The sequence below is a fragment of the Pseudomonas sp. NyZ201 genome (assembly GCF_049860765.1).
Classification (GTDB): domain Bacteria; phylum Pseudomonadota; class Gammaproteobacteria; order Pseudomonadales; family Pseudomonadaceae; genus Aquipseudomonas; species Aquipseudomonas bharatica.
In genome coordinates this window covers 4,032,601-4,054,135 of record NZ_CP187557.1, presented here as the reverse complement: position 1 = coordinate 4,054,135, position 21,535 = coordinate 4,032,601, and the positions used below count along the sequence as shown (strand labels likewise).

The 21,535-nt window shown below is 62.7% G+C and carries 4 protein-coding genes and 1 pseudogene; 4 read left to right on the top strand and 1 reads right to left on the bottom strand.

All coding sequences use genetic code 11. From position 1 onward, the window contains the following. Positions 1-89: 89 nt before the first annotated feature. Positions 90-19,652 (top strand): hemagglutinin repeat-containing protein, encoded by a 19,563-nt coding sequence (locus ACPFMA_RS17925; protein ID WP_425928380.1) that lies wholly within the window; start codon positions 90-92, stop codon positions 19,650-19,652. Beyond that, positions 19,649-19,960: a hypothetical protein gene (locus tag ACPFMA_RS17920; RefSeq protein ID WP_425928379.1), complete on the top strand. Its 312-nt coding sequence runs from the start codon at positions 19,649-19,651 to the stop codon at positions 19,958-19,960. Before ACPFMA_RS17925 ends, ACPFMA_RS17920 begins: the two co-directional genes overlap by 4 nt. Before the next feature lie 192 nt (positions 19,961-20,152). On the opposite strand, the pseudogene ACPFMA_RS17915 reads toward ACPFMA_RS17920, so the two are convergent. Continuing rightward, positions 20,153-20,320, bottom strand: a pseudogene (locus ACPFMA_RS17915) (IS4 family transposase); the annotation flags it as partial. Positions 20,321-20,430: 110 nt separating this feature from the next. Between ACPFMA_RS17915 and ACPFMA_RS17910 the strand changes: the two are divergent. Next, positions 20,431-20,670, top strand: coding sequence for a hypothetical protein (locus ACPFMA_RS17910; RefSeq protein WP_425928378.1), 240 nt, complete (start codon positions 20,431-20,433; stop codon positions 20,668-20,670). 15 nt (positions 20,671-20,685) lie between these two features. Then, positions 20,686-20,934 carry a hypothetical protein gene (locus ACPFMA_RS17905; RefSeq protein ID WP_425928377.1) on the top strand — a complete coding sequence of 83 codons (249 nt, stop codon included), beginning with the start codon at positions 20,686-20,688 and terminating at the stop codon, positions 20,932-20,934. Positions 20,935-21,535: the final 601 nt, after the last annotated feature.

Here is a 21,535-nt window from a genome sequence, read left to right as displayed (position 1 = left end):
GGCTAACAGCCGCTCCCACAAGGTACCTGGTTGAGAAGTGTGGATAGCCGTGCTTGTGAGCCCCGCCAAGCCCGAACCGAGACCACGACATGGACGTCCGTCAATTCGCTTTCCTGGCCCGCCTGCCTTCGGCGACCGTGCAACCGCGCGAGTCGTTCTGCGGCATTCCGAAGCGGGCGCTGGCGTTCCTGCTGGCCAACGTCATGTTCTGGCAGCCGGTCTGGGCGCAGGCGGATGGCATCGCGGTCAGCGCGGCGGGCACGGGCCTGGCCCAGGCCGGCAACGGCGTGCCCATCGTCAATATCGCCGCGCCCAATGCCAACGGTCTGTCCCATAACCAGTTCAAGGACTACAACGTCGATGCCAAGGGGCTGATCCTCAACAACGCCACGGATCGCACCCAGGCCACCCAGCTCGGCGGGATCATCGTCGGCAACCCGAATTTCAGCGGTCGCGCCGCCGATATCATCCTCAACGAGGTGAATGGCGGCAGCTCCAGCCAGTTGCGCGGCTACACCGAGGTGGCGGGCAAGTCCGCCCATGTCATCGTCGCCAACCCCCACGGCATCACCTGCGACGGCTGTGGCTTCATCAACACCCCGCGCGCTACCCTCAGCACCGGCAAGCCGGTGATCGAGAACGGCCAGTTGAGCCGCTACCAGGTGGACCAGGGCAACGTCGCCATCCAAGGCGCCGGGCTCAACGCGAGCAACGTCGACCAGTTCGAGATCATCACCCGCGCCACCCAGATCAATGCGCAACTCCAGGCCAGGAAGCTGGATATCGTCGCCGGGCGCAACGACGTCGATGCGCGCACCCTCGCCGCGACAGCCCGCGCCGCCGATGGCAGCCAGGCGCCGGAGCTGGCAATCGACTCCTCCGCGCTGGGCGGCATGTACGTCGACACCATCCGCCTGGTCGGTACCGAAGCCGGGGTCGGGGTGAAGCTGGCGGGCGACATGATGGCCGGTGGCGATATCCAGATCGATGCCAACGGCAAGCTCGGCATGGGCCGGGCCTACGCCGGCAAGGACCTGGCCGTCAGCGCCAAGGGTGATGTGACCGGCACCAGCCTTGCCGCGCGCGACCGCCTGAGCATCGACAGCAGCGCGCAGCTGATCAACCAGGGCGTGATCGAAGCCGGGGTGAATGCGGACAACAGCCGCAATGCCCAGGGTGACCTGCGCATCAGCGCGCAGGGCATCGACAACAGCGGTCGGACGCTGGTGGCCAGCCGTGACCTCACGATCACTAGCGCAGCGCTGGCCAACCAGGGCGGTACCGTTAGCGCCGGCGGCAATGCCCAGGTCGATGCCAGCCAACTGGACAACCAGAATCGTGGGCGGGTCCTGGCCGGGGGCAATCTCTCCAGCACCAGCCAGGCCCTGCTCAACGGTCAGGGCGGGTTGCTGAGCAGTGGCGCGGCCTTGAACCTGAACAGCGGCAGCCTGATCAACCGCAAGGGCGAGCTGGCCGGGGCAGGGCAGGTCACATTGCGCGTGGCGAGCCTGGATAACGTCGCGGGGCTGCTCAGTGCCGGCCAGGGGCTCGGCCTGTATGTCGCTGCACGGCTGGACAACAGCGGCGGCGGCCAGATCAGCAGCCGCCAGCAGATGATCGCCAGCCTCGGCAGCCTCGACCAGCAAAGCGGTGGTCGCCTGCGCAGCGACGCCGGCCTGAGCCTTGACCTGCACCATGGCCTGCTGGACAACCGCAGCGGCGTGATCAATGCCGCTGGCCAGTTGATCCTGGACAACCTCGCCACGGTCGATAACCGCCAGGGCGAGATCTCCAGCCAGCGAGCCTTCACGCTCGCCGCCAGCGGCCTCGACAACGGCGCGGGCAAGCTGCTCAGCGACCAGGCCCTGACCTTGCGCATCGCCGGAGCCCTGAACAACGCCGCCGGGCTGGTCGCGGCCCAAGGGCTGCAGATCGATGCTGCCAGCCTGTTCAACGGCCAGCAGGGCACCCTGTCCAGCCGCGGCACCCTGGCCGCGCGGATCGGCGCTGCGCTGGACAACCACGACGGCAACCTCAGCGCCCAGGGCAATATCCAGCTCGCCGTGGGCAGCCTGGACAACAGCGCCGGGCGCCTGCATGGCCAGTCGGGCATCAGCCTCGACCTCAACCGTGGCCACTGGAACAACCAGGGCGGCCTGTTCACCGCCCCGGGCCAGGTGCAACTGTTCAACCTCGCCAGCGTTGCCAACCAGGCCGGCGAGATCTCCAGCAGCCTGGGCTTCCAGTTGCACGGCGACAGCCTGGACAACCGGGGCGGCACCCTGCGCAGCGACGCCAGCCTCGACCTGGCGCTGGGCGGCGGCCTGGACAACCGCGGCGGCCTGCTGAGCAGCGCCTCGACCCTGAAGGTCAAGGCCGGTGACCTGGACAACCGCAGCGGCGGGCGCCTGCTCGGTCGCGAGCTGGATGCCAGTGTCGGCGGGCTGCTGCAATCGGCCGGCAGCCAACTGTACGCCAAGGATGTACTGAGCCTGGACCTGAACAACGGCCATCTGGATAACCAGGCCGGCCTGATCAGCACTCCCGGCCAACTGCTGTTGCACAACCTGGCCAGTGTGGACAACCGCGCTGGCGAGATCTCCGGCAGCCGCGCCTTCGAGTTCGCCGCCGGCAGCCTCGACAACCGTGGCGGCAAGCTGCTCGGCGATCAGTTACTGACCCTGCGCATCGCCCAGGCCCTGGACAATGCCGCTGGCCTGGTCTCGGCCGCACGGCTCGACGGTCGCAGCGCCAGCCTGAACAACGCCGGCGGCAAGCTGAGCGTCGGCAGCGACCTGGTGTTCAGCACCGCCGGCCTGCTCGACAACGGCAACGGCGAGCTGCTGGCCCGCGACCTGGTGCTCAAGGCTGCCGCGCTGAACAACCAGAACGGCATCCTGCGCGCCGAGCGCAGCCTGGATCTGCAAGCCGGGCAGGTGAGCAACGGCGCTGGCGGGCGCATCAGCGCCGGCGAGCAACTGACCGCCAGCGTCACCGGCCTGGACCAGCAGGGTGACGGTCAGTTGCTCAGCCAGGGCCGCCTGACCCTCGACCTGAACAACGGACACCTGAACAACCAGGGCGGGCGGATCAACGCCCCCGGGCAGTTGCTGTTCAACAACCTGGGCACGGTCGATAACCGTAATGCCGAGATCTCCAGCAACCTGGCCTTCCTGCTGGCGGCGGGCGCACTCGACAACACCAGCGGCAAGTTGCTCAGCGAGCAGGGCCTGACCCTGCGTATCGCCCGCCTGCTGGATAACGCCAAGGGCCTGGTCTCCGCGCCCGTGCTGGATATCCAGGCGGGGCGGCTGCTCAACCAGGGTGGTAGCCTGAGTGCCGGCAGCGAACTGGCCCTTGCGGTCGATGAGGCGCTGGATAACCGCGACGGCAAGCTGCTCGCCGACAACGCCGTGATCCGCCTCGGCAGCCTGGACAACCGCCAGGGCCTGCTGCAGGCCGATACCCGCATGGCGCTGGTCAGCCGCGCAGCCCTGGACAATCGCCAGGGCACCCTGTTTGCCGGGCAGCACCTGAGTGCAGGCGCCGCCAGCCTGGACAATACCGCTGGGCGGCTGAGCAGCCTTGGCAGCGTCACCCTCGACCTGAACAACGGCAGCCTGAACAACCAGAACGGCCTGATCAACGCCCCGGGCCAGTTGCTCCTGCGCAACCTCGGCGAGGTCGGCAACCAGCGCGGCGAGATCTCCAGCAAGCTGGCCTTCGAGCTGGCTGCGACCGGCCTCGACAACATCAGCGGCAAGCTGCTCAGCGAGCAGGACCTGACCCTGCGCATCGCCCGCGCGCTGCTCAACGGCCAGGGCCGGATCGGCGCGGCAGGCGTGGACCTGCGCGCCGCCAGCCTGGACAACCGCGAAGGCCTGGTCGAGGCCCGCCACGGCCTGGCCCTGGCTGTCTCTGGCGTGCTGGGCAACCAGCAGGGCAAGCTGCTCGGTGCGCAGACCTCGGTCACCAGCCAGGCGCTGGACAACAGCAACGGCTTGATCCAGGGTGATAGCAGCCTGGTGTTGCAGCAGACGGCCGAATTGCTCAACGCTGACGGCCAACTGCTCGCCGGCCAGCATCTGAACCTCACCGCCGGCAGCCTGGACAACACCCAGGGCAGCCTGACCAGCGATGGCCGGCTCGACGTGCAGGTAAGCGGACAGGCGATCAACCAGCACGGTCTGCTGGCGGCCAAGGGCGACGCCAATCTGATCCTCGGCAGCCTCGACAATCGCGAAGCCGGACGCATCGCCAGCCAAGCCAACCTGTCGCTGCGCAGCGGCAACCTGGATAACCGTGGCGGCGTCCTGGCTGCAGAACAGGGTCTCAACCTGCGGGCCGGGCAGGTGAGCAATGGCGACGGCGGGCGCATCAGCAGCAGCGGTCAACTGACGGCCAGCGCCAGCGGTCTTGACCAGCCGAACGACGGCCAGTTGTTCAGCCAGGGCGGTGTCAGCCTTGACCTCAACGGTGGCCTGCTGGACAACCGTGGCGGGCGGATCAACGCCCCCGGCCAGTTGCTGTTGAACAACCTCGGCAGCGTCGACAACCGGGGCGGCGAGATTTCCAGCCAACAGGCCTTCCTGCTGGCCGCCGCTGCGCTGGACAACGGCAGCGGCAAGCTGCTCAGCGAGCAAGGCCTGACCCTGCGCATCGCCCGCCTGCTGGACAACACCCGGGGCCTGGTCTCGGCGCCCCGCCTCGATATCCGCGCCGGCAGCCTGGTCAACCCGTCCGGCAGCCTGAGCAGTTCCGGCGCGATCGACCTGTTGGTAGACGGCGCCCTGGACAACCAGGGCGGCAAGCTGCTGGCCGACAGCGCGGCGATCCGCGTCGGTTCGCTGGACAACCGCCTGGGCCTGGTGCAAAGCGATACCCGCCTGGCTATTACCAGCGTGGGCGGCGTGGACAACCGCCAGGGTACCCTGTTCGCCCGGCAGGGCGTCGAGCTCGGTGCCACCAGCCTGAACAACGCTGGTGGCCGCCTCTATGGCCTGGCCGATATCACCCTCGATCTGAACGGCGGCCCTCTGCACAACCAGGGCGGCCTGATCAACGCACCGGGCCAGTTGCTTCTGAAAAACCTCGGCAGCGTGGCCAACCTCGATGGCGAGATCTCCAGTGCCAGGGCCTTCGAGCTGGCCGCGAACCGTTTCGACAACGGCGGCAAGCTGCTCAGCGAACAGTCCCTGACCCTGCGCATTGCCCAGGCACTGGACAACACCAAGGGCCTGATCAAGGCCGCTGCCCTGGATGGCCGTGCCGGCAGCCTGGTCAACCGGCAGGGCACCGTTGAAGCCGGCAACGGCCTGACCTTGCTGGTGGACAGCAGCCTGGACAACCAGCAAGGCGAAATTCTCGGCACCAGCACAGGGGTGATCAGCGCCACGCTGAACAATGGCGCCGGCCTGATCCAGGGCGACAAGCGCCTGACCCTCGACCTGTCCGGCGCCGGCAGCAATGCCGGCGGCCGTCTGCTGGCCGGCGAAGCCCTGGACCTGACCGCCGCCAGCTTCGATAACAGCCTCGGCCGGGTTGCCAGCGATGGCACCCTGGAGATTGCCGTTGGTGGGCAATTGCTCAACCGCGACGGCCTGCTGGGTTCGGTCGGCACCTTGCAACTGAGCGCTGCCAGCCTCGACAACCAGCTCGACGGCCTGGTCTCCAGCCGCAGCAACCTGACCCTCGACGCGACCCGCATCGACAACCGCGGCGGCAGCCTGATCGCCAGCGGGCAACTGCGGGTACGTGGCAGCGAACTGGACAACCGCCAGGCCGGCCTGCTCAATTCCGGCGGCGCCATGGCCCTGGACGTGACCGGCGTGGACAACCGTGCCGGGGAAATCGCCAGCGTCTCCGGCCTTACTGTCAACGGCAGCCGCCTGGACAACAGCGGCGGCGGTCGCCTTGTCGCCAACGCTGCCCTGCAACTGACCCTGGCGCGCCTCGACAACCAGAACCAGGGCATGGTCTCCGGGCAGCAGTCCGTCTCGATCACTGCCGGCCAGGTCAACAACGGCGCCCAGGGTAGCCTGTACGGCAAGACCGGCCTGTCGTTGCTGCTGCGTGGCGGCAATGGACTTGCCGGGCAACTGGACAACACCCAGGGTGTGCTGCGCAGCGATGCCGGCCTCGGCCTTGACCTGATCAGCCTGGTCAACGACGGCGGCCGTATCAGCAGTGCTTCGACCCTGCTGGTGACGGCAGGGCAGGGCATCAGCAACCAGGGCGGCCGCCTGACCAGCAGCGATCGCCTCGACCTGAGCGCCGCGCAGGTGGACAACCGCGGCGGCCGCATCGCCAGCGCCAAGGCCCTGACCGCCAGTATCAGCGGCCTAGACCAGCGCAACGGCGGCGAGCTGTACAGTAACAGCGCCCTGACCCTCGACCTCAACCACGGCGTACTGAACAACAGCGGTGGCCTGATCAACGCACCTGGGCAGCTGTTGCTGCGCAACCTTGCCGCCGTGCACAACCGTGGCGGCGAGATCTCCAGCGAACAGGGCTTCGAGCTGAATGCCGAAAGCCTCGACAACAGCGGCGGCGACCTGCTCAGCGACGCGGCGATCAGCCTGCTCGTGAAGCAGGCGCTGCTCAATATCGGCGGGCAGATCGCCGCCGACGGCCTCACCGCCGAAGCGGGCAGCCTGAACAACAGCAATGGCCTGTTCAGCAGTTCCGCCAACCTTGAGCTGAAAGTCGCCGGGGCCCTGCTCAACGAGGAGGGCGAAGTGTCCGGCGCCGGCAGCAGCCGGGTTCGTGCGGCGAGCCTGGGCAACGGCAATGGCCAGGTGATGAGCGATATCGCCCTGGACCTGGGCGTGACCGGAGCGCTGTTCAACCAGGGCGGCACCCTCGGTGCCGGTCGCCAGTTGCAGGTCGCCGCCGGCAGCCTCGACAACCGCCAGGCCGGCAGCCTGGTCAGCGATGGCAGCGTCGGCCTGAACATCAGCGGCCTGCTCGACAACCAGGGTGGCAGCCTGCTGGCCAAGGGCGTGATGGACCTGCTGGTGGGCAACCTCGACAACCGCGGCGGTCGCCTCTCCGGGCAGAACACCCTGACCCTGCGCGGCACCAGCCTGGACAACCGCGACGGGGTGATCCGCGCCAACCAGGACATGCTCCTGCGCCTGGCCCTGCTGGATAACCGCAACGGCCTGATCAACGGCGTGCGCGCCCTCGACCTGGGCGCCACCGAGCTGCGCAACCAGGGTGGTCTGGTCAGCGCCAGCGGCCTGGTCCGCCTCGACGCCGCCAGCGCCAACAACGCCAAGGGCCGTATCGCTAGCCAGAGCGACCTGATCGCCACCGTCGGCGTGCTCGAACAGCAGGGCGGCGAGCTGGTGGCCCAGGGTGAGCTGAGCCTGGACGGCGAGCGCCTGGACAACAGCGCCGGCGGTCTGGTGGGCAGCACAAAAGCGCTGAAACTCCAGGTCGCCAGCGCCGATAACCGTGGCGGTGCGATCTCCAGCCAGGCGGGCGTCACCCTCGGCGGCACGCAACTGGACAACAGCGGCGGCAAGCTGCTGGCCGGCACCCGCCTTGAAGTCACTGTCACCCGGTTGATCAACCAGGCCAAGGGCCTGTTGTTCGCCCAGGACATCAGCCTGGGCGCTGGCCATCTGGACAACGCCAAGGGCACCGTCGCCGCGCAGCGTTCCCTGGACGTGACCTTGCAGGGCGACCTCGACAACACCGAGGGCAGCCTCAGCAGCGAGGGCAGCCTGAGCCTGGCTGGCAACCGCCTGGACAACCGCTCCGGGAGCATTTCCAGTGCCGGCGTGCTGACCCTCAAGGGCAGCGCCGGCCTGCTCAACCAGGGTGGCGTGGTCGAAAGTGCCCAGACCCTGAACCTCGCCAGCGCCAGCCTGGACAACGGCAACCAGGGCCTGATCAAAAGCCAGGGCAATGCGACCCTGGTCACCGGCCGCTTCGACAACAGCCTGGGCGGCCGCCTGATCGGCAGCGCCGCCCTCGACCTGAGCGCCGGCCAGGTCAGCAACGGTGGCCGCATCGCCAGCACCGGCGTGCTAAGCGCCAGCCTCGGTGGCCTGGTCCAGCAGCAGGGCGAGCTGTTCAGCAACACCCGCCTGAGCCTCGACCTCAACCACGGCGACCTCGACAACCAAGGCCTGATCAACGCGCCGAACCTGGTCCTTGCCAACCTCGGCGCAGTCAGCAACCCGGGCGAGATCTCCAGCCAGAACGCCTTCAGCCTGGCTGCGCGCAGCCTCGACAACAGCCAGGGCAAGCTGGTCAGCAACCAGGGCCTGACCCTGCGCATCGAGCAACTGCTGGGCAACGTCGGTGGCCGTATCAGCGCCGCCAGCCTCGACCTCGCCAGCCTGCGCCTGGACAACCGCGATGGCCTGCTCAGCAGCCGTGGCGCCCTGACCCTGGTCAACGGCGACTGGCTGCGCAACCAGGGCGGCACTCTGGTCGCCGATGGTCGGCTGGGCATCACCAGCGCCAGCCTCGACAATCGCCAGGGCGAGATCGCCGGCAAGGCTTTGGTGGAACTGAACGCGGGTGCCATCGACAACCAGGGCGGCCAACTGATCGGCACCGAGCGGGTGACCGTCAACGCCGCCAGCCTGGACAACCGTGGCGGTCTGCTGGGCGCCACAAAAGCGCTGAAACTCGAGATCGGCAGCGTCGATAACCGTGGCGGCGAACTCACCAGCAACAGCGACCTGACCCTGACCGGCCAGCGCCTGGACAACAGCGATGCCGGCGTGATCTTCGCCGCCGGCAACCTGACCCTCGCCGTGCAGCAGGTGCTCAACCGCGCCCGTGGCCAGCTCAACGGGCAGGGCGTCAACCTCGGCGGTGCCAGCCTGGACAACAGCGGCGGTGCCATCTTCGCGCAACTGCCACTGGTACTCGCCTTCACCGGCGACCTCAACAACCGCCAGGGCACCCTGAGCAGTGAATCGACCCTGAGCCTCAGTGCCGCCAGTGTCGACAACAGCGCCGGCAGCCTCGGCAGCGCCGGCGACCTGACCCTGACGGCCAGCAACGGCGTGAACAACACCGACGGCGAACTGGTCACCGACGGTGCCCTGGTACTGCGCAGCGCCAGCCTGGACAACAGCCGTGGCAGCCTCAGCGCCAAGGGCGCGGTCAGCGTCACCACCGGGGTTCTAAGCAACAGCGGCGGGCGCCTCAACAGCGCCGAAACCCTCGACCTCACTGCCAGCCAGTTGAACAACGGCGGCAACATCGGCAGCCTCAAGGCCCTGACCGCCAACCTTGGCGGGCTCGACCAGCAGGGCGGCAAGCTGTCGAGCAACACCCGCCTCAGCCTCGACCTCAACGGCGGGCGCCTGGACAACCAGGGCGGCCTGATCAACAGCGCCGGCCCGCTGCTGCTGAGCAACCTGGCCGACGTCGGCAACCGCAACGGCGAAATCTCCAGCGCCCAGGCCTTCACCCTCGCGGCCCGCAACCTGGACAACAGCAACGGTCGCCTGCTCAGCAACCAGGCCCTGAACCTGCTGATCGCCCAGGCCCTGACCAACGCCAAGGGCCTGGCCGGTGCTGCCAGCCTGGTTGTCAGCGCCGCGTCCGTGGACAACCGCGAAGGCATCCTCAACAGCCGTGGTGACCTGCAACTGACCAGCAACGGCCTGCTCGACAACCGCCAGCAAGGCCTGGTCAGCGCCGCCGGCACTCTCACCCTGAGCAGCGGCGACCTCTACAACCAGGCCGGCAGCCTGCTCGGCGCCAGCGCCGCAAGCCTCACCGTGCGCGCCCTCAACAACAGCGCCGCCGGCCTGATCAACAGCCAGGGCGGGCTCCAGCTCCGCGCCAGCAGCCTCGACAGCAGCGGCGGCGAAGTCTCCGCGCGCAGCAACCTCACCCTGGACCTCGGCGCGTTGCTGTTGAGCGGTGGCCGTATCGTCGGCGACCAGGCCGTCACCCTCGACCTCAACGGCAATGACCTCAGCAACACCGGCGGCCTGATCCTGGCCAAGGGCGCGCTGACCTTCGACCGGGTCGGCGCCTTCGGCAACGCCGGGGGCGAGCTGTCCACCCAGCAGAGCCTGACCCTCAACGCCAGCAGCCTGGACAACAGCAACGGCAAGCTGATCGGTGTCGATCGCCTGATCCTCAACGTCGGCAGCGTCAACAACCAGCACGGCCTGCTGTCCGGCTGGCAGGGGCTGAGCCTGCATGGCGGCAGCCTCGACAACCGCAATGTCGGCACCTTGTCCAGCCGCGATGGTGCGCTGGATGTGCAACTCAGCGGGGCCTTGCTCAACGGCGCGGACGGCGCGCTGGTCAGCCAGGGACGCATGGATATCGGCGCGGCCAGCCTGGATAACACCGGTGGCGTGCTGTCCAGCGGCGGGCAATTGCAACTGGCGGTCGACAGCCTGGGCAACCAGGGCGGCAGCATCGATGCACAGCAGGCGATGACCGTCACCGGCACTCATCTCGACAACAGCAATGGCCGTATCGCCGGCAACGGCAGCCTGGTTTTCGACCTGCGCGGCAACCTGATCAACACCAACGGCGAAATCGTCAGCGCCGGTAACCTGCTGCTGAAACAGGCGCAGCAGCTGCTCAACCACGGCGGCAAGATCGTCAGCCGCGCCGACCTCGAACTCAACGCCGGCACCCTCGACAACAGCCAGGGTGGTGCCGTGGCGGCTCGCAACCAGGTGAAGCTGGTCGCCGGCTCGACCCTGCGCAACGACGCTGCAGGCCAGATCTTCAGCGAAAGCGCCGATGTGTTCCTGCAGGCCGCCGCGCTGATCAACCAGCAGGGCCAGGTGCAAGGCCGCACCGGGCTGCTGCTGGATGTCGCCGGCGCGCTGAACAACCGCGGCGGCACCTTGCTCACCCAAGGCGGCAACCTCGTGGTGCAGCGCGCCGCCAGCCTGGACAACCAGGCCGGGGTGCTCGCCAGCGTCGGCGGGACGGTCGATCTCTCGCTCACCGGCCTGCTCGATAACCGCCAGGGCGGGGTAGTGCAGGGCCAGCAACTGCAGGTACTGGCGGGCACGCTCGACAACAGCGCCGGGCGCATGGCCGCACAAACGGGCGACGTGCGCATCCGCGGCGGCAACCTGATCAACGCCGGCGGCGGCTTGTATGCCAAGGGACTGGTGCGGGTAGACGGCCTGGGGCTGGACAACAACGGCGGGCAACTGGCCGGCAATCGCATCGAACTGGCGCTGGGTGAGGGCCTGAGCAACCGCTCGGGAGTCATCGAAAGCGACACCCACCTGCTGGTGTCCGCAAGCACCGTGGACAACCAGGGCGGCGTATTGCGGGCGCTGGGCGGCGCGGGCAAGAGCGACTTCCAGGTACGCGGCGGCTTCGACAACCGCAACGGCAAGCTGGAAGCAGGCAGTACCGACCTGACGCTGAATGCGGCGGGGCTGAACAACCTCGGCGGCTCGGTGCTGCATGGCGGCAACGGCACCTTCGATATCGCCACCGCCACGCTCAGCAATGCCGGCGGCAACCTGGTCACCCGCGGCGGGCTGACGTTGACGGCCGATAGCTGGACGAATGGCAGTGTGATTCAGGCGGGGCGGTTGACGGTCAACGTCGGGGAACTGACCCAGCTTGCCGGCGGGCAACTGCTCGCCTCGGAAAGCTTCAATGGCAGCGGTGGCAACTGGACCACGAACGGGCTGATTGCCAGTGACGGGCGTCTGGACCTGAATCTGGCAGGCACCCTGAACGCCGGTGCGCGGATTACCAGCCTTGGGGAGATGAACCTCGGGGTGGGGCAGTTGGTAATCGGTAACTCAGCCAGAGTCTCCAGTGGCGGTGCTACTACCATAAGTGTAACTGGACAGCTTAACAACACCGGACAGCTCACCTCGGCGTCTAATTTAACGCTGTATGCCGAGAGCATAACCAATCATGGGTCGATTGGTGGAAGCCAAGGGCTGACTATTACAACCGCAAACCTGTTCAACAAGAATGGATTCGTTTTCAGTGGCGCGGACATGGGATTGTATGTCAACAGCCTCTTTAATGATTATGGAGATATCTATGGGTTGGGAGCGGTGCGGATATCGAAAGATGCCCAAGGGAATCGCTCGACTTTATTGGAAAATATCTCCGGAACCCTTGAGAGTGGCGGGAATTTCTCCATTGCAGCGGAAAAGATCTCAAATAAAAGGGAGATTTTGACTTCCGCGCCGATATTGGAGTCGGCATATATCGGGGTCCGCTGCTATGACTGCATTCAAGCATCTGACAAGGACAGTCATCCTGATAGAGGTGGTCTTGCTTCGCACTTGGTATGGGTACAGAACTATGGGGCGGGTGCAGTCTCGGAGGATAGCTCGGCTCAGGCAAGTTTAATATCGGGTAGGGACTTTTCGATCAATGGCGGGCGATTGGAGAATCTGAACTCGACAATTTATGCCGCTAACGATATGCAGGTAAACGTTGATGAGCTGTCCAATACGGGGACCGCGTTGGGGGGCTTTTCGACCATCAAGTACCTGGATATTCGAAAGCCTGACTTGTCGCTCTGGAAATCAATATTTGATTACAACTCGAAAAGCGACATTGGCTACGATGGTGGAATCCACTTTTGGAGCGCAGCTGGAGTAGAAGAGGTACTGCCGGTCACTCTTCGTCACACAGGGATGGCGAAGGGTGAAACAGATATGTACTGGCAGGTCTTCGGTAGTATCTGGTTCCTTAACGGAACGTCCCACTGGAATGCTGACAGCTCTGGCGTGGTGCCGATACCGGCATCGAATTACATGCCAGGAACTGTAACCGCTCCGCTACTGATTCAAAACACTCAGCCTTTCTTGGAGAAAACCATAGGTGTCACAGGTTCGACTGTGATTCCTTCGATAATCCAAGCGGGGCGCGAGCTATCAATTACCGCCGCCAACACGATTACTAATGGCGTAGAGCGTTCCTACACTGCGCTTGAAGGAAGCAAAACACGTGACATCGGCACTTCAGCCGGTGGTACCGGTGGTCTTCCGGTCATCGTAATCAACAAGCAATTACCACCTAATCTCGCTCAGCAACAGATAAACCCCCTGGGTCTCCCTGGCTTCACCCTTCCCACCAACCAGAACGGCCTGTTCCGCCTGAGCGGTCAGTCCGCCAGCACCGGGCAGATTAGCCAGATCGACAACACCCCGCGCAACTGGACCCTCGGCGGCGCCAGCATCGACCTGGCCCAACGCGAACAATCCGCCCCCGGCACCACCGGCCGCACCTTGCAACTGGACGCCATCACCCAGTTGTCTGCCAGCACCCGGCAAAACACGGTCTTGGCCCGCGAAGCGAGCACCGTCAGCGCCGATGCAACCGCTATCAGCGTGTCTACCGTGGGGGCCGTCAATAACGGCAACTGGCAGTCCACCCGCAGCGATGGCAGCGGCATCACGCGCATCGACGATATCGGCGGTCAGGGATCTGCCGGCGACTCCAGCGGCGCGCTCAGCGCAGCGGGCCAGAGTGTCGATGTCTCCGGTATCACCGGTAGCCGCGATACCCAGGTCGGGGTCACCACCCCAAACGGCAATTCCACCCCGAACGTACCCGGCCTGTCCGATGGCAGCCGTGATACCACGGTAGTCGGCGGCCAGCAGGGGCCGGACCTGAACATTCCCGGCCTGGCCCCAGGAAGTCGCGACACTGCGATCAGCGTCACCGCTGCCGTCCCTGGCCTGTCCATGGACGGGCGGGACACCACTGTCGCGGGCCAGCCCGGCGGCGCGCCTGCACCCGGCAACCAGGCCGGGATCGGAATGAGCCAGTCATCACTCCCGGCCACCTTCGACCCGACTTCGGGCCAGCCAGTCGTGCCGGCGTCCGAGCGTCCGGGGACGCCGCAGATCGACCCCCGTAGTACCGCAGTCACCGCCCCGGTCACCACTCAGCCGACCCCGGCCGGCAGCCAGACCATCGACCGCGTCCAGGGCCTGCCCGACCGCAGCGCCGCTGCGCAACCCCACAAATACCTGATCGAAACCAATCCGCTGCTCACCGAACTCAAGCAGTTCATGAGCTCCGACTACCTGCTCGCCGGCCTCGGCTACAACCCGGACGACAGCGCCAAGCGCCTGGGCGATGGTTTCTATGAACAGCGCCTGATCCAGCAGGCCATCGTCGCCGGCACCGGCCAGCGCTTCATCGCCGGGCTGACCACCGACGAAGCGATGTTCAAGTACCTGATGGACAACGCCATCGCCAGCAAGCAGCAACTCAACCTGGCGATTGGCGTCAGCCTCACCGCCGAGCAGATCGCTGCGCTGACCCACGACATCGTCTGGCTCGAAGAAGTCGTGGTGAATGGCGAGAAGGTCCTGGTGCCGGTGCTCTACATGGCCAACGCCAATGGTCGGCTGGCGCCAAATGGCGCGTTGATCGCCGGTAATGACGTGAGCCTGATCGCAGGGCAGGACCTGACCAACGCCGGGACTCTGCGTGCCACCAACAATCTCTCGGCCAAGGCCGGCAACGACATCGTCAACAGCGGGATGATCGAGGCAGGCAATCGACTCGACCTGCTGGCGGGCAACAATATCGTCAACAAGGCCGGCGGCATCATCTCGGGACGCGATGTCAGCGTGACCACCGTAGCGGGCGATGTCATCAACGAACGCACGGTAACCAGCCATGTCACCAACAGCGCTCGCCTTTACGAGCGCACCGACTACGTTGATAGCGCTGCACGTATCGAAGCCGCGAACAACCTGAGCATCGATGCCGGGCGCGATATTCTCAATGTCGGCGGTGTGCTGCAAAGCGGTGGTGATATCGGCCTGCAGGCCGGTCGTGACATACAACTGCTCTCCGCCGAGGCCACCAATGCCCTTGGCTATGGACGTGTCAGCACCCAGGCCACCACCCAAAATGGATCTTCCGTCACTGCCGGCCGTGATTTCACTGCCGTAGCGGGCCGCGATCTTGCGGCAGTAGCCAGCCAGATCGATGCGCAGCGCGATATCGGGATCTCTGCGGCGGGTGACGTCACACTGGCGTCGGCGGCGGATGAAAGCCATTACGCCTACAACTCGAAGAAACTCAAGATTCGCCAGGATGAAGTCACCCAGATTTCCACCGCCCTCAAGGCGGGAGGCGATGTGTCCATCAGCGCCGGTCAGGACATGGCGATCATCGCCAGCCGGATCGAGGGCGGCGGCAACGTCGACCTGGATGCCGCCAGCGACCTGAACATCACTTCGGATCAGAACGAGACGGCATCCTTCTACCAGAAGACCAGCAAGGGTTCGTTCGGCCGTAGCAAATCCAAGCAGCAGGAGAGCTATCACAGCACCAACGTCGAGTCGGTGATCACCGCCGGCAACGACCTGACGGTCAACGTTAGCAAGGACGAGGGGGGAGGCATCAGCCTGGACGGCGGTCGCGATGTAACGGTGATCGGCAGTCGTTTGACCGCCGGCAACGACCTGCTGCTGGGAGCGACCGGCGATGTGGCGGTGCTGTCCGGCATCGAAGAGCACGGCGAATACAGCAAAACCACCAAGTCGGGCTTCCTCGGCCTGTCGAAAAACGGCAAGAGCCAGTTGCAGACCAGCGCAAGCCAGGTGGCCAGCGAGCTGCAGGCCGGCAACGATATCGTGCTGGCGGCGGGCAGCGACCTGCGCCTGCGGGCCAGTGAGGCCAGCGCCGGGAATGATGTCGAACTGCGTGCGGGTCTGGTGGACAAGGAGGGCGATATCGACCTGCTGTCGGCCAACGACCTCGCCTACAGCCGGACCGAGGAATACAAGAAGAAATTCGGTCTCTCGCTGTCGCCGAGCGCCTTCTTGCCCCCGTCGGTATCGATCGCCTCGGCCAAGGCTTCGGGGCAACAGGCCCAGAGCAGCACCAGTGTCGGCAGCCTTGTGCTGGCCGAGCGGGACGCCACGCTCAGCGCGGAGCAGGATATTAACCTGGTCGGCAGCGGGGTCAATGCCGGGCGCAATGTCAGCATCAATGCCGGGCGTGACGTTAACGTGGCTGCGGCGCAGAACCAGCGTGACGAAAGCCAGTGGTCCAGCAGCTCCAATACCGGGTTGCGTTTCGACAGTGACGATAATGGCATCAGCTTCTTTGCCGGCGTCGAAAAGGAAAAAATCAAGGACCGGTTGCGCGAACAACTGGCCAGCGGCAGTCAGGTCAAGGCCGGGCAGGACGTGAGCGTCACTGCCGGTCGTGACATCAACCAGAGCGGTTCCGATCTGAAGGCCGAGCGCGACATCAACCTTGTTGCCGGCCGCGATATCAATATCGATGCCGCTGATGAAACCCGCGTCGAAGAGCACGAGCGCGAATATTCCAGTCAGGGTGCCGGCGGCTCGATCAACCACAATTTCGGCCGCACCAAGGATGCGCTGAGCAACGCCGGCAGTGGCGAAAACAACGTAAGCAAAGGCTCCAGTACCTTGCAGGCAGTGGACGCAGTCAGCCAATTCTTCGCCGGGCCTACCGGTGACGGGAAGCTGGGCAACACCACTCAGAGCAGCAGCCAGCAGACCACCGAACAGAGCAATCGGGCCTCAACCCTTGAAGCCGGCAACGACATCAACGTCAGCGCGGGCAATGGCGTCACTATTCAGGGCAGCCAGCTCCAGGCGGGGCGTGACATCTCGATCAAGGGGCGTGACATCACCCTCGATGTGGCCAAGGGTAGAACGGCTCAGCAGACCAGTGATTCGCAAAGCTGGGGCGGTGTACATGGCGGCAGCAGTGGCGGCTTCAAGGTCGGCATCGGCGGTAGCCACGGCACCGCCGGCACTGACGGCAACCAAGGGAACTCGACCGCCAGCAACCTGGACGCCGGGCGTGACGTCAAGCTCGACGCCGTCAACGACCTGAACATCGTCGGCAGCCAGGTGCATGCCGGACGTGATATCGGGCTGGCAGCGGGCGACGACATCACCATCAAGGCTGCGCAGAACGACTCCGAAAACCAGCAGGACCGTCGCAGCGGCGGCGGTGAAGTCGGGTTGGCCTTTGGTTCGGAAGGGGTGGGTATCTACGCCAGCGTCAACCTCGGCAAAGGCCACCTGGAGCGCGAAGCCCAGCGGCATCAGGAGGCTTACCTCTATGCCGGCGACCGGTTGAAATTCACCAGCGGCAAGGACACCACCATCAGCGGTGCGCAGGTGCGAGGTGACGAGGTGATCGGCCGCGTCGGTGGCGACCTGAACGTGTCGTCGGCGATCGACACCGGCGATGTCAAGGGCAAGGAGTTCGACGTCAGCGTAACCGTCACCATCGGGCCGGGCTCCGGAGTCAGTGGTTCGGTCGGCTACGGCCAGACCACCGGCAAGACCGAATGGGTAGAGAACCAGACCCGGGTAACCGGTGCCAGCAAGGTCGATATCCGCACCGAAAGCCACACCCAGATCGACGGCGCCCTCATTGCCGCCGACAACGGCAACCTCAAGCTCGACACCGGGACGCTGGGCTACAGCGATATCGCTGGTTCGGACAAGGAGCACGGGTATTACCTCAATGTAGGTGGTAGCTGGAAGAAAGACGGAGGCACCACCCAGCAGGACCCAAGCCAGGAAGGCAAAGGCACCAAGGGCGAGAACGGCTGGAGCGTTTCCGGTTGGGAGTATGAAAAGGACCGCGAGCAGATCGTCCGGGCTACGGTGGGTGAGGGCGAGATTGTCGTGCGTGGCGACGCTGGAACGGGGCAGGACTCGACGGCGGGGCTGAACCGGGATCTAGACAAGGCCTATGAGATTACTCGGGATCATGAAGAGAGGACGGACCTCTACGTGACCGACAGCGCCTTGGACGATGTGATGAATCCAGGGCGGACGGCTGATAAATGGGTCGAAGGCCTGCTCACTTACCACGAGACTGCACGACAGAATTACGAGCAGGCGGGGAACGTCGTCAACACCCTGGTGAATCGGTATGAGCGCCTCATGGGGCGCCCTATGGATAGTGGTGCGGTAGCCATCGCCGGCAAGCAGCTGGCGGAAGAAACCATGGAGTCGCTGATTCTCGCTGGCATGGCGCCTGACAAGGCAAAAGCGTTGATGGCCGATGGTGAGTTCCAGCAACAGGTGCTACTGCAACTCAAGAGCCTAGAGGGGCATTTCGAGGAGTCTCGGAAAATTGCCGGTGAGCTTGAGAGCGCCGGCGGTGTACATCAACTGGGCGTTACATCCGTAGTGGGTGAACGTGGGTTCCTGCAGTGGACGGGGACATATGCTTCGAACATTGCCCAATACATAGATCAACATCCGACTGAAGGACAGAATCTGACCCTGGCCCTAGCGATGATCCAAGGGCCCAAGGCGATCATTCAACTGGCCGTAGGTTCGGTGATCAGCGAGACGCAAGCGGGCCAGAAGGTCGGTGAGCAGGTTGAGATTTTAAGAAGCATTTTGGGCAAGGCCGTTGCTGAGCATCTGGAAGGAGCCCCCCTGGAAGGTGGCGAGCCGGATGGCAGTGAGTTTCTGATTGGCGGGGGCAAACTGATTGTCGATGTGCTCCTGGGATCTGTTCCAACCTCGAAGGGCGGAAAGAAGAATACAGCTCCAGCTGTAGATGCGAACAAAGGACCTTCGGAACACATTGCACAAAACTCGAAAGGCTCTGATCTGCCGGACAAGCAGCCTCCTGAGAAAGCGGGTGGTAAACGCGATCCGTGCTGTTTCGCCGCAGGCACTATAGTCGCCACTCCCGCAGGCGATCGGAAGATCGAAACGCTGAAGGTCGGCGATATCGTTTGGACCAAGCCTGAACACGGTGGAGAACCATTTGCCTCAACGGTGGTGAAGACCTTCCAGCGAAACGATCAGCCTATCTACAAGCTGACGTTGGAAAGTACTCGTAAAACTGGCGACGTGAAACAGGAGATTTTGTTCGTTACGCCAAGTCACCCGTTCTATGTGCCGGCTCGGCGTGATTTCGTGCCGATGATCGAACTCAAGACGGGGGACCTGCTCCAGTCGCTGGTGGATGGTGCTACGGAAAATACGTCGAGCCGAGTGGCCGGGGTAGAGCTGTTCGAGCCGGTGGGGCAGACGTACAACCTGACAGTGGATATTGGGCATACGTTTTATGTTGGAGAGTTGAAGACTTGGGTGCACAATGAGGGGGAGTGTGACCCTAACGGACGCCCGAAAGGCTCAACGCATGCGGAAACATCTGTTGTAAATATCAATGTTGATAAGGCGGTAAAAGGCTCTCCTGAATTTGAGCTGCTTAACAACCCTAGCGCCAGATCGCCTAATACAAGATACGAGCTTGATAATGGAAATTCCTTCACGACAAATAGCGCAGGCCAAGTAGAGGAGTTGACGTTTACTCCTTCCAGTAACAAAGTGCAGCGAGACTCTAGGCAAACAGAGGCTGGAAAGCAAGGGCGCGACACTGATGTCGGCGGACATGCTCAGGCTTGTAGCCAGGGTGGTACGTGTGATGGATATAATCTGTTTCCGCAGGACAAAAATTTCAACAATTCGGCCTACAAGGTTTTTTATGAACATGAAATTAAGCGAGCCCTTAATGATCCTGAAAGAACTGTCGGTCCGACCACTATAAGGTTTGAGAGGACTAGGCCGGATTCTCCAAGACCAGATACATTGTCTGTGACGTACACGATTGATGGAGTAACGAAAACTAGGATTTTTGAAAACGAAGCAAATAAAATCCCAAGGAGTCCAGAGTGATTGCAAAAGATTTTGAGATTGTTAAAGAGATTTTTTCAATCGTTGATACGGGTATAGTCGATGGCTATGACTCCTTACGCTTTGAGGTTGAGGCGAGGGAGGGGTATATTGATGTCAGCTTGATAGTTGAAAGGGATGGTGTTTTTATTTCTGATGCCAGAACGGATATCAATAATTCTATATTGTATGATTTGGTAAAGCGCCTTCGCGAAAGCGCTGGGCAGCGCGGCGAGCGCTGGAGTTCATTTACTATGTCTTACAGGCAGGGCGAGCAGGTGAAAACCAACTTTAAATATGGCGAGGGTTAGAGTCGAAAGCGAAAAATTGAAAGGATAGATTTGCATGGTACTTAACTTGGCTTCTGGCCTCGTGAGCCATTAAAAATTCAATAAGATTTGGTTCGATTTGCGAAATGGTTTTTGTCCGTCTCGAACGATTCTTTCTGAGTGAGTGAGAAGGAAAACGGGACGGGCGGAAAAGGGGACAGATTTGAGTGGCACTTACTTAACATGATTCGGATGTCCATATTTCCAGACTTCAGCCCATGCTGCTCGACGTGGTTTGGTCAGCAAGGGGTAAGCCTGACGTCTTCGCTTTATAGCCCGAGGCTCGATACGTCCAGGCCTGTTGCCTACACGTCTTTGTGCAATCAGCCTCAGCAAGTCGGAGGGAACGGGAAAGGGGACAGATTTATTTTTCTCCGCTAAGCGGGCTGTATCGACGTATAAAATAAATCTGTCCCCTTTTTGCTGTATTTGGCCAGCTCAACGATCCTCGAATGGGTCAGCTTGCAGGAAAGCTTGATGCCGATGCTTTGCAGAAACTTGCCAACAACCCCGGCGCTACTCGGTTTATGGACGCAAGGACAGGGCATATCAATGTAATTCAAGAGGTTGAAGGGAAGCTGATTAGAATTACTGTGCCAAGAGACGAGATGAAAATTATTTCCGTTGGTCCAATTAGATCTAACCAAGTTAAAAACTTATTAGGCAAAGGCGATTTTGTCCCGTTGCCTTGAGTTCGCGGAGGGCTTATGGCGTCAATTCATATTGAGGAAATTCAAAGAATTTTGTCTGAGCAAGGCAACAAAGATGCCTTGCCAAGTCAAGCTAATGGGGAGGGCTATTTTGTAGAGATTAGATTTGACAGCCCTGCTCGTAAGGTGTCCGGAATGGTTGATGAAGAGTACAAAGACAAGATAATAACTCTAGATTGTCCGTACGGTACGGTCATTATTTTGTGCGATGGCGAGGGGCAGCTGAAATCAATTGAGTTGAGTTGACTACACAGTGATAGCATTCTCCCGGCACCGGCCTTGCGCCGGTGTTCCTTGATCTGCATTAGCTTTTCTTCTTAGCTGCTCGGGAAAGGGGACCAGGAAAGGGGACAGATATATTTTTCTGCTAGACGAATGACATCGGGTGGAAAATAAATCTGTCCCCCCTTTTTGCTCTACTGGAGCTATTGTGCAAGTTTCCAATAAGAATGACCCTGGGTGGGTTGCGCCATGGGATTGAAGACAGTTGAAGTGATCGTTCAGGATTTGCCAATTACTCCTACGCTTCTGTGGGGTGGCGTTCCTTTGTTTAATGTTAGCGATGGATTAAAGTTGCTTGATTACTGCGAGAATAATAATGTCGCGGTTCTTGGTGTTGAGGGTTTGCTATCAAGGGGGCAAGAGGGTTCCTGATATAGTTTATTGTTGATTTTTCTGCGTCTTTGACGGACTTGGATTTTTTGAGGAGATCTATAGCGGCGAGTAGGAAGATTATTGAAGGTAAAATGAGCAGCGGTATTGTCTTGGGGACGGAAAAGGGGACAGATTTATTTTTTCTGCTAGACGAATGACATCGGGTGGAAAATAAATCTGTCCCCTTTTCCCG

Bases quoted from the DNA above. Each gene is read 5' to 3' on its own strand.
- ACPFMA_RS17925 (WP_425928380.1), top strand. From the start codon at position 90: ATGGACGTCCGTCAATTCGCTTTCCTGGCCCGCCTGCCTTCGGCGACC.
- ACPFMA_RS17910 (WP_425928378.1), top strand. From the start codon at position 20,431: ATGGGTCAGCTTGCAGGAAAGCTTGATGCCGATGCTTTGCAGAAACTT.
- ACPFMA_RS17905 (WP_425928377.1), top strand. From the start codon at position 20,686: ATGGCGTCAATTCATATTGAGGAAATTCAAAGAATTTTGTCTGAGCAA.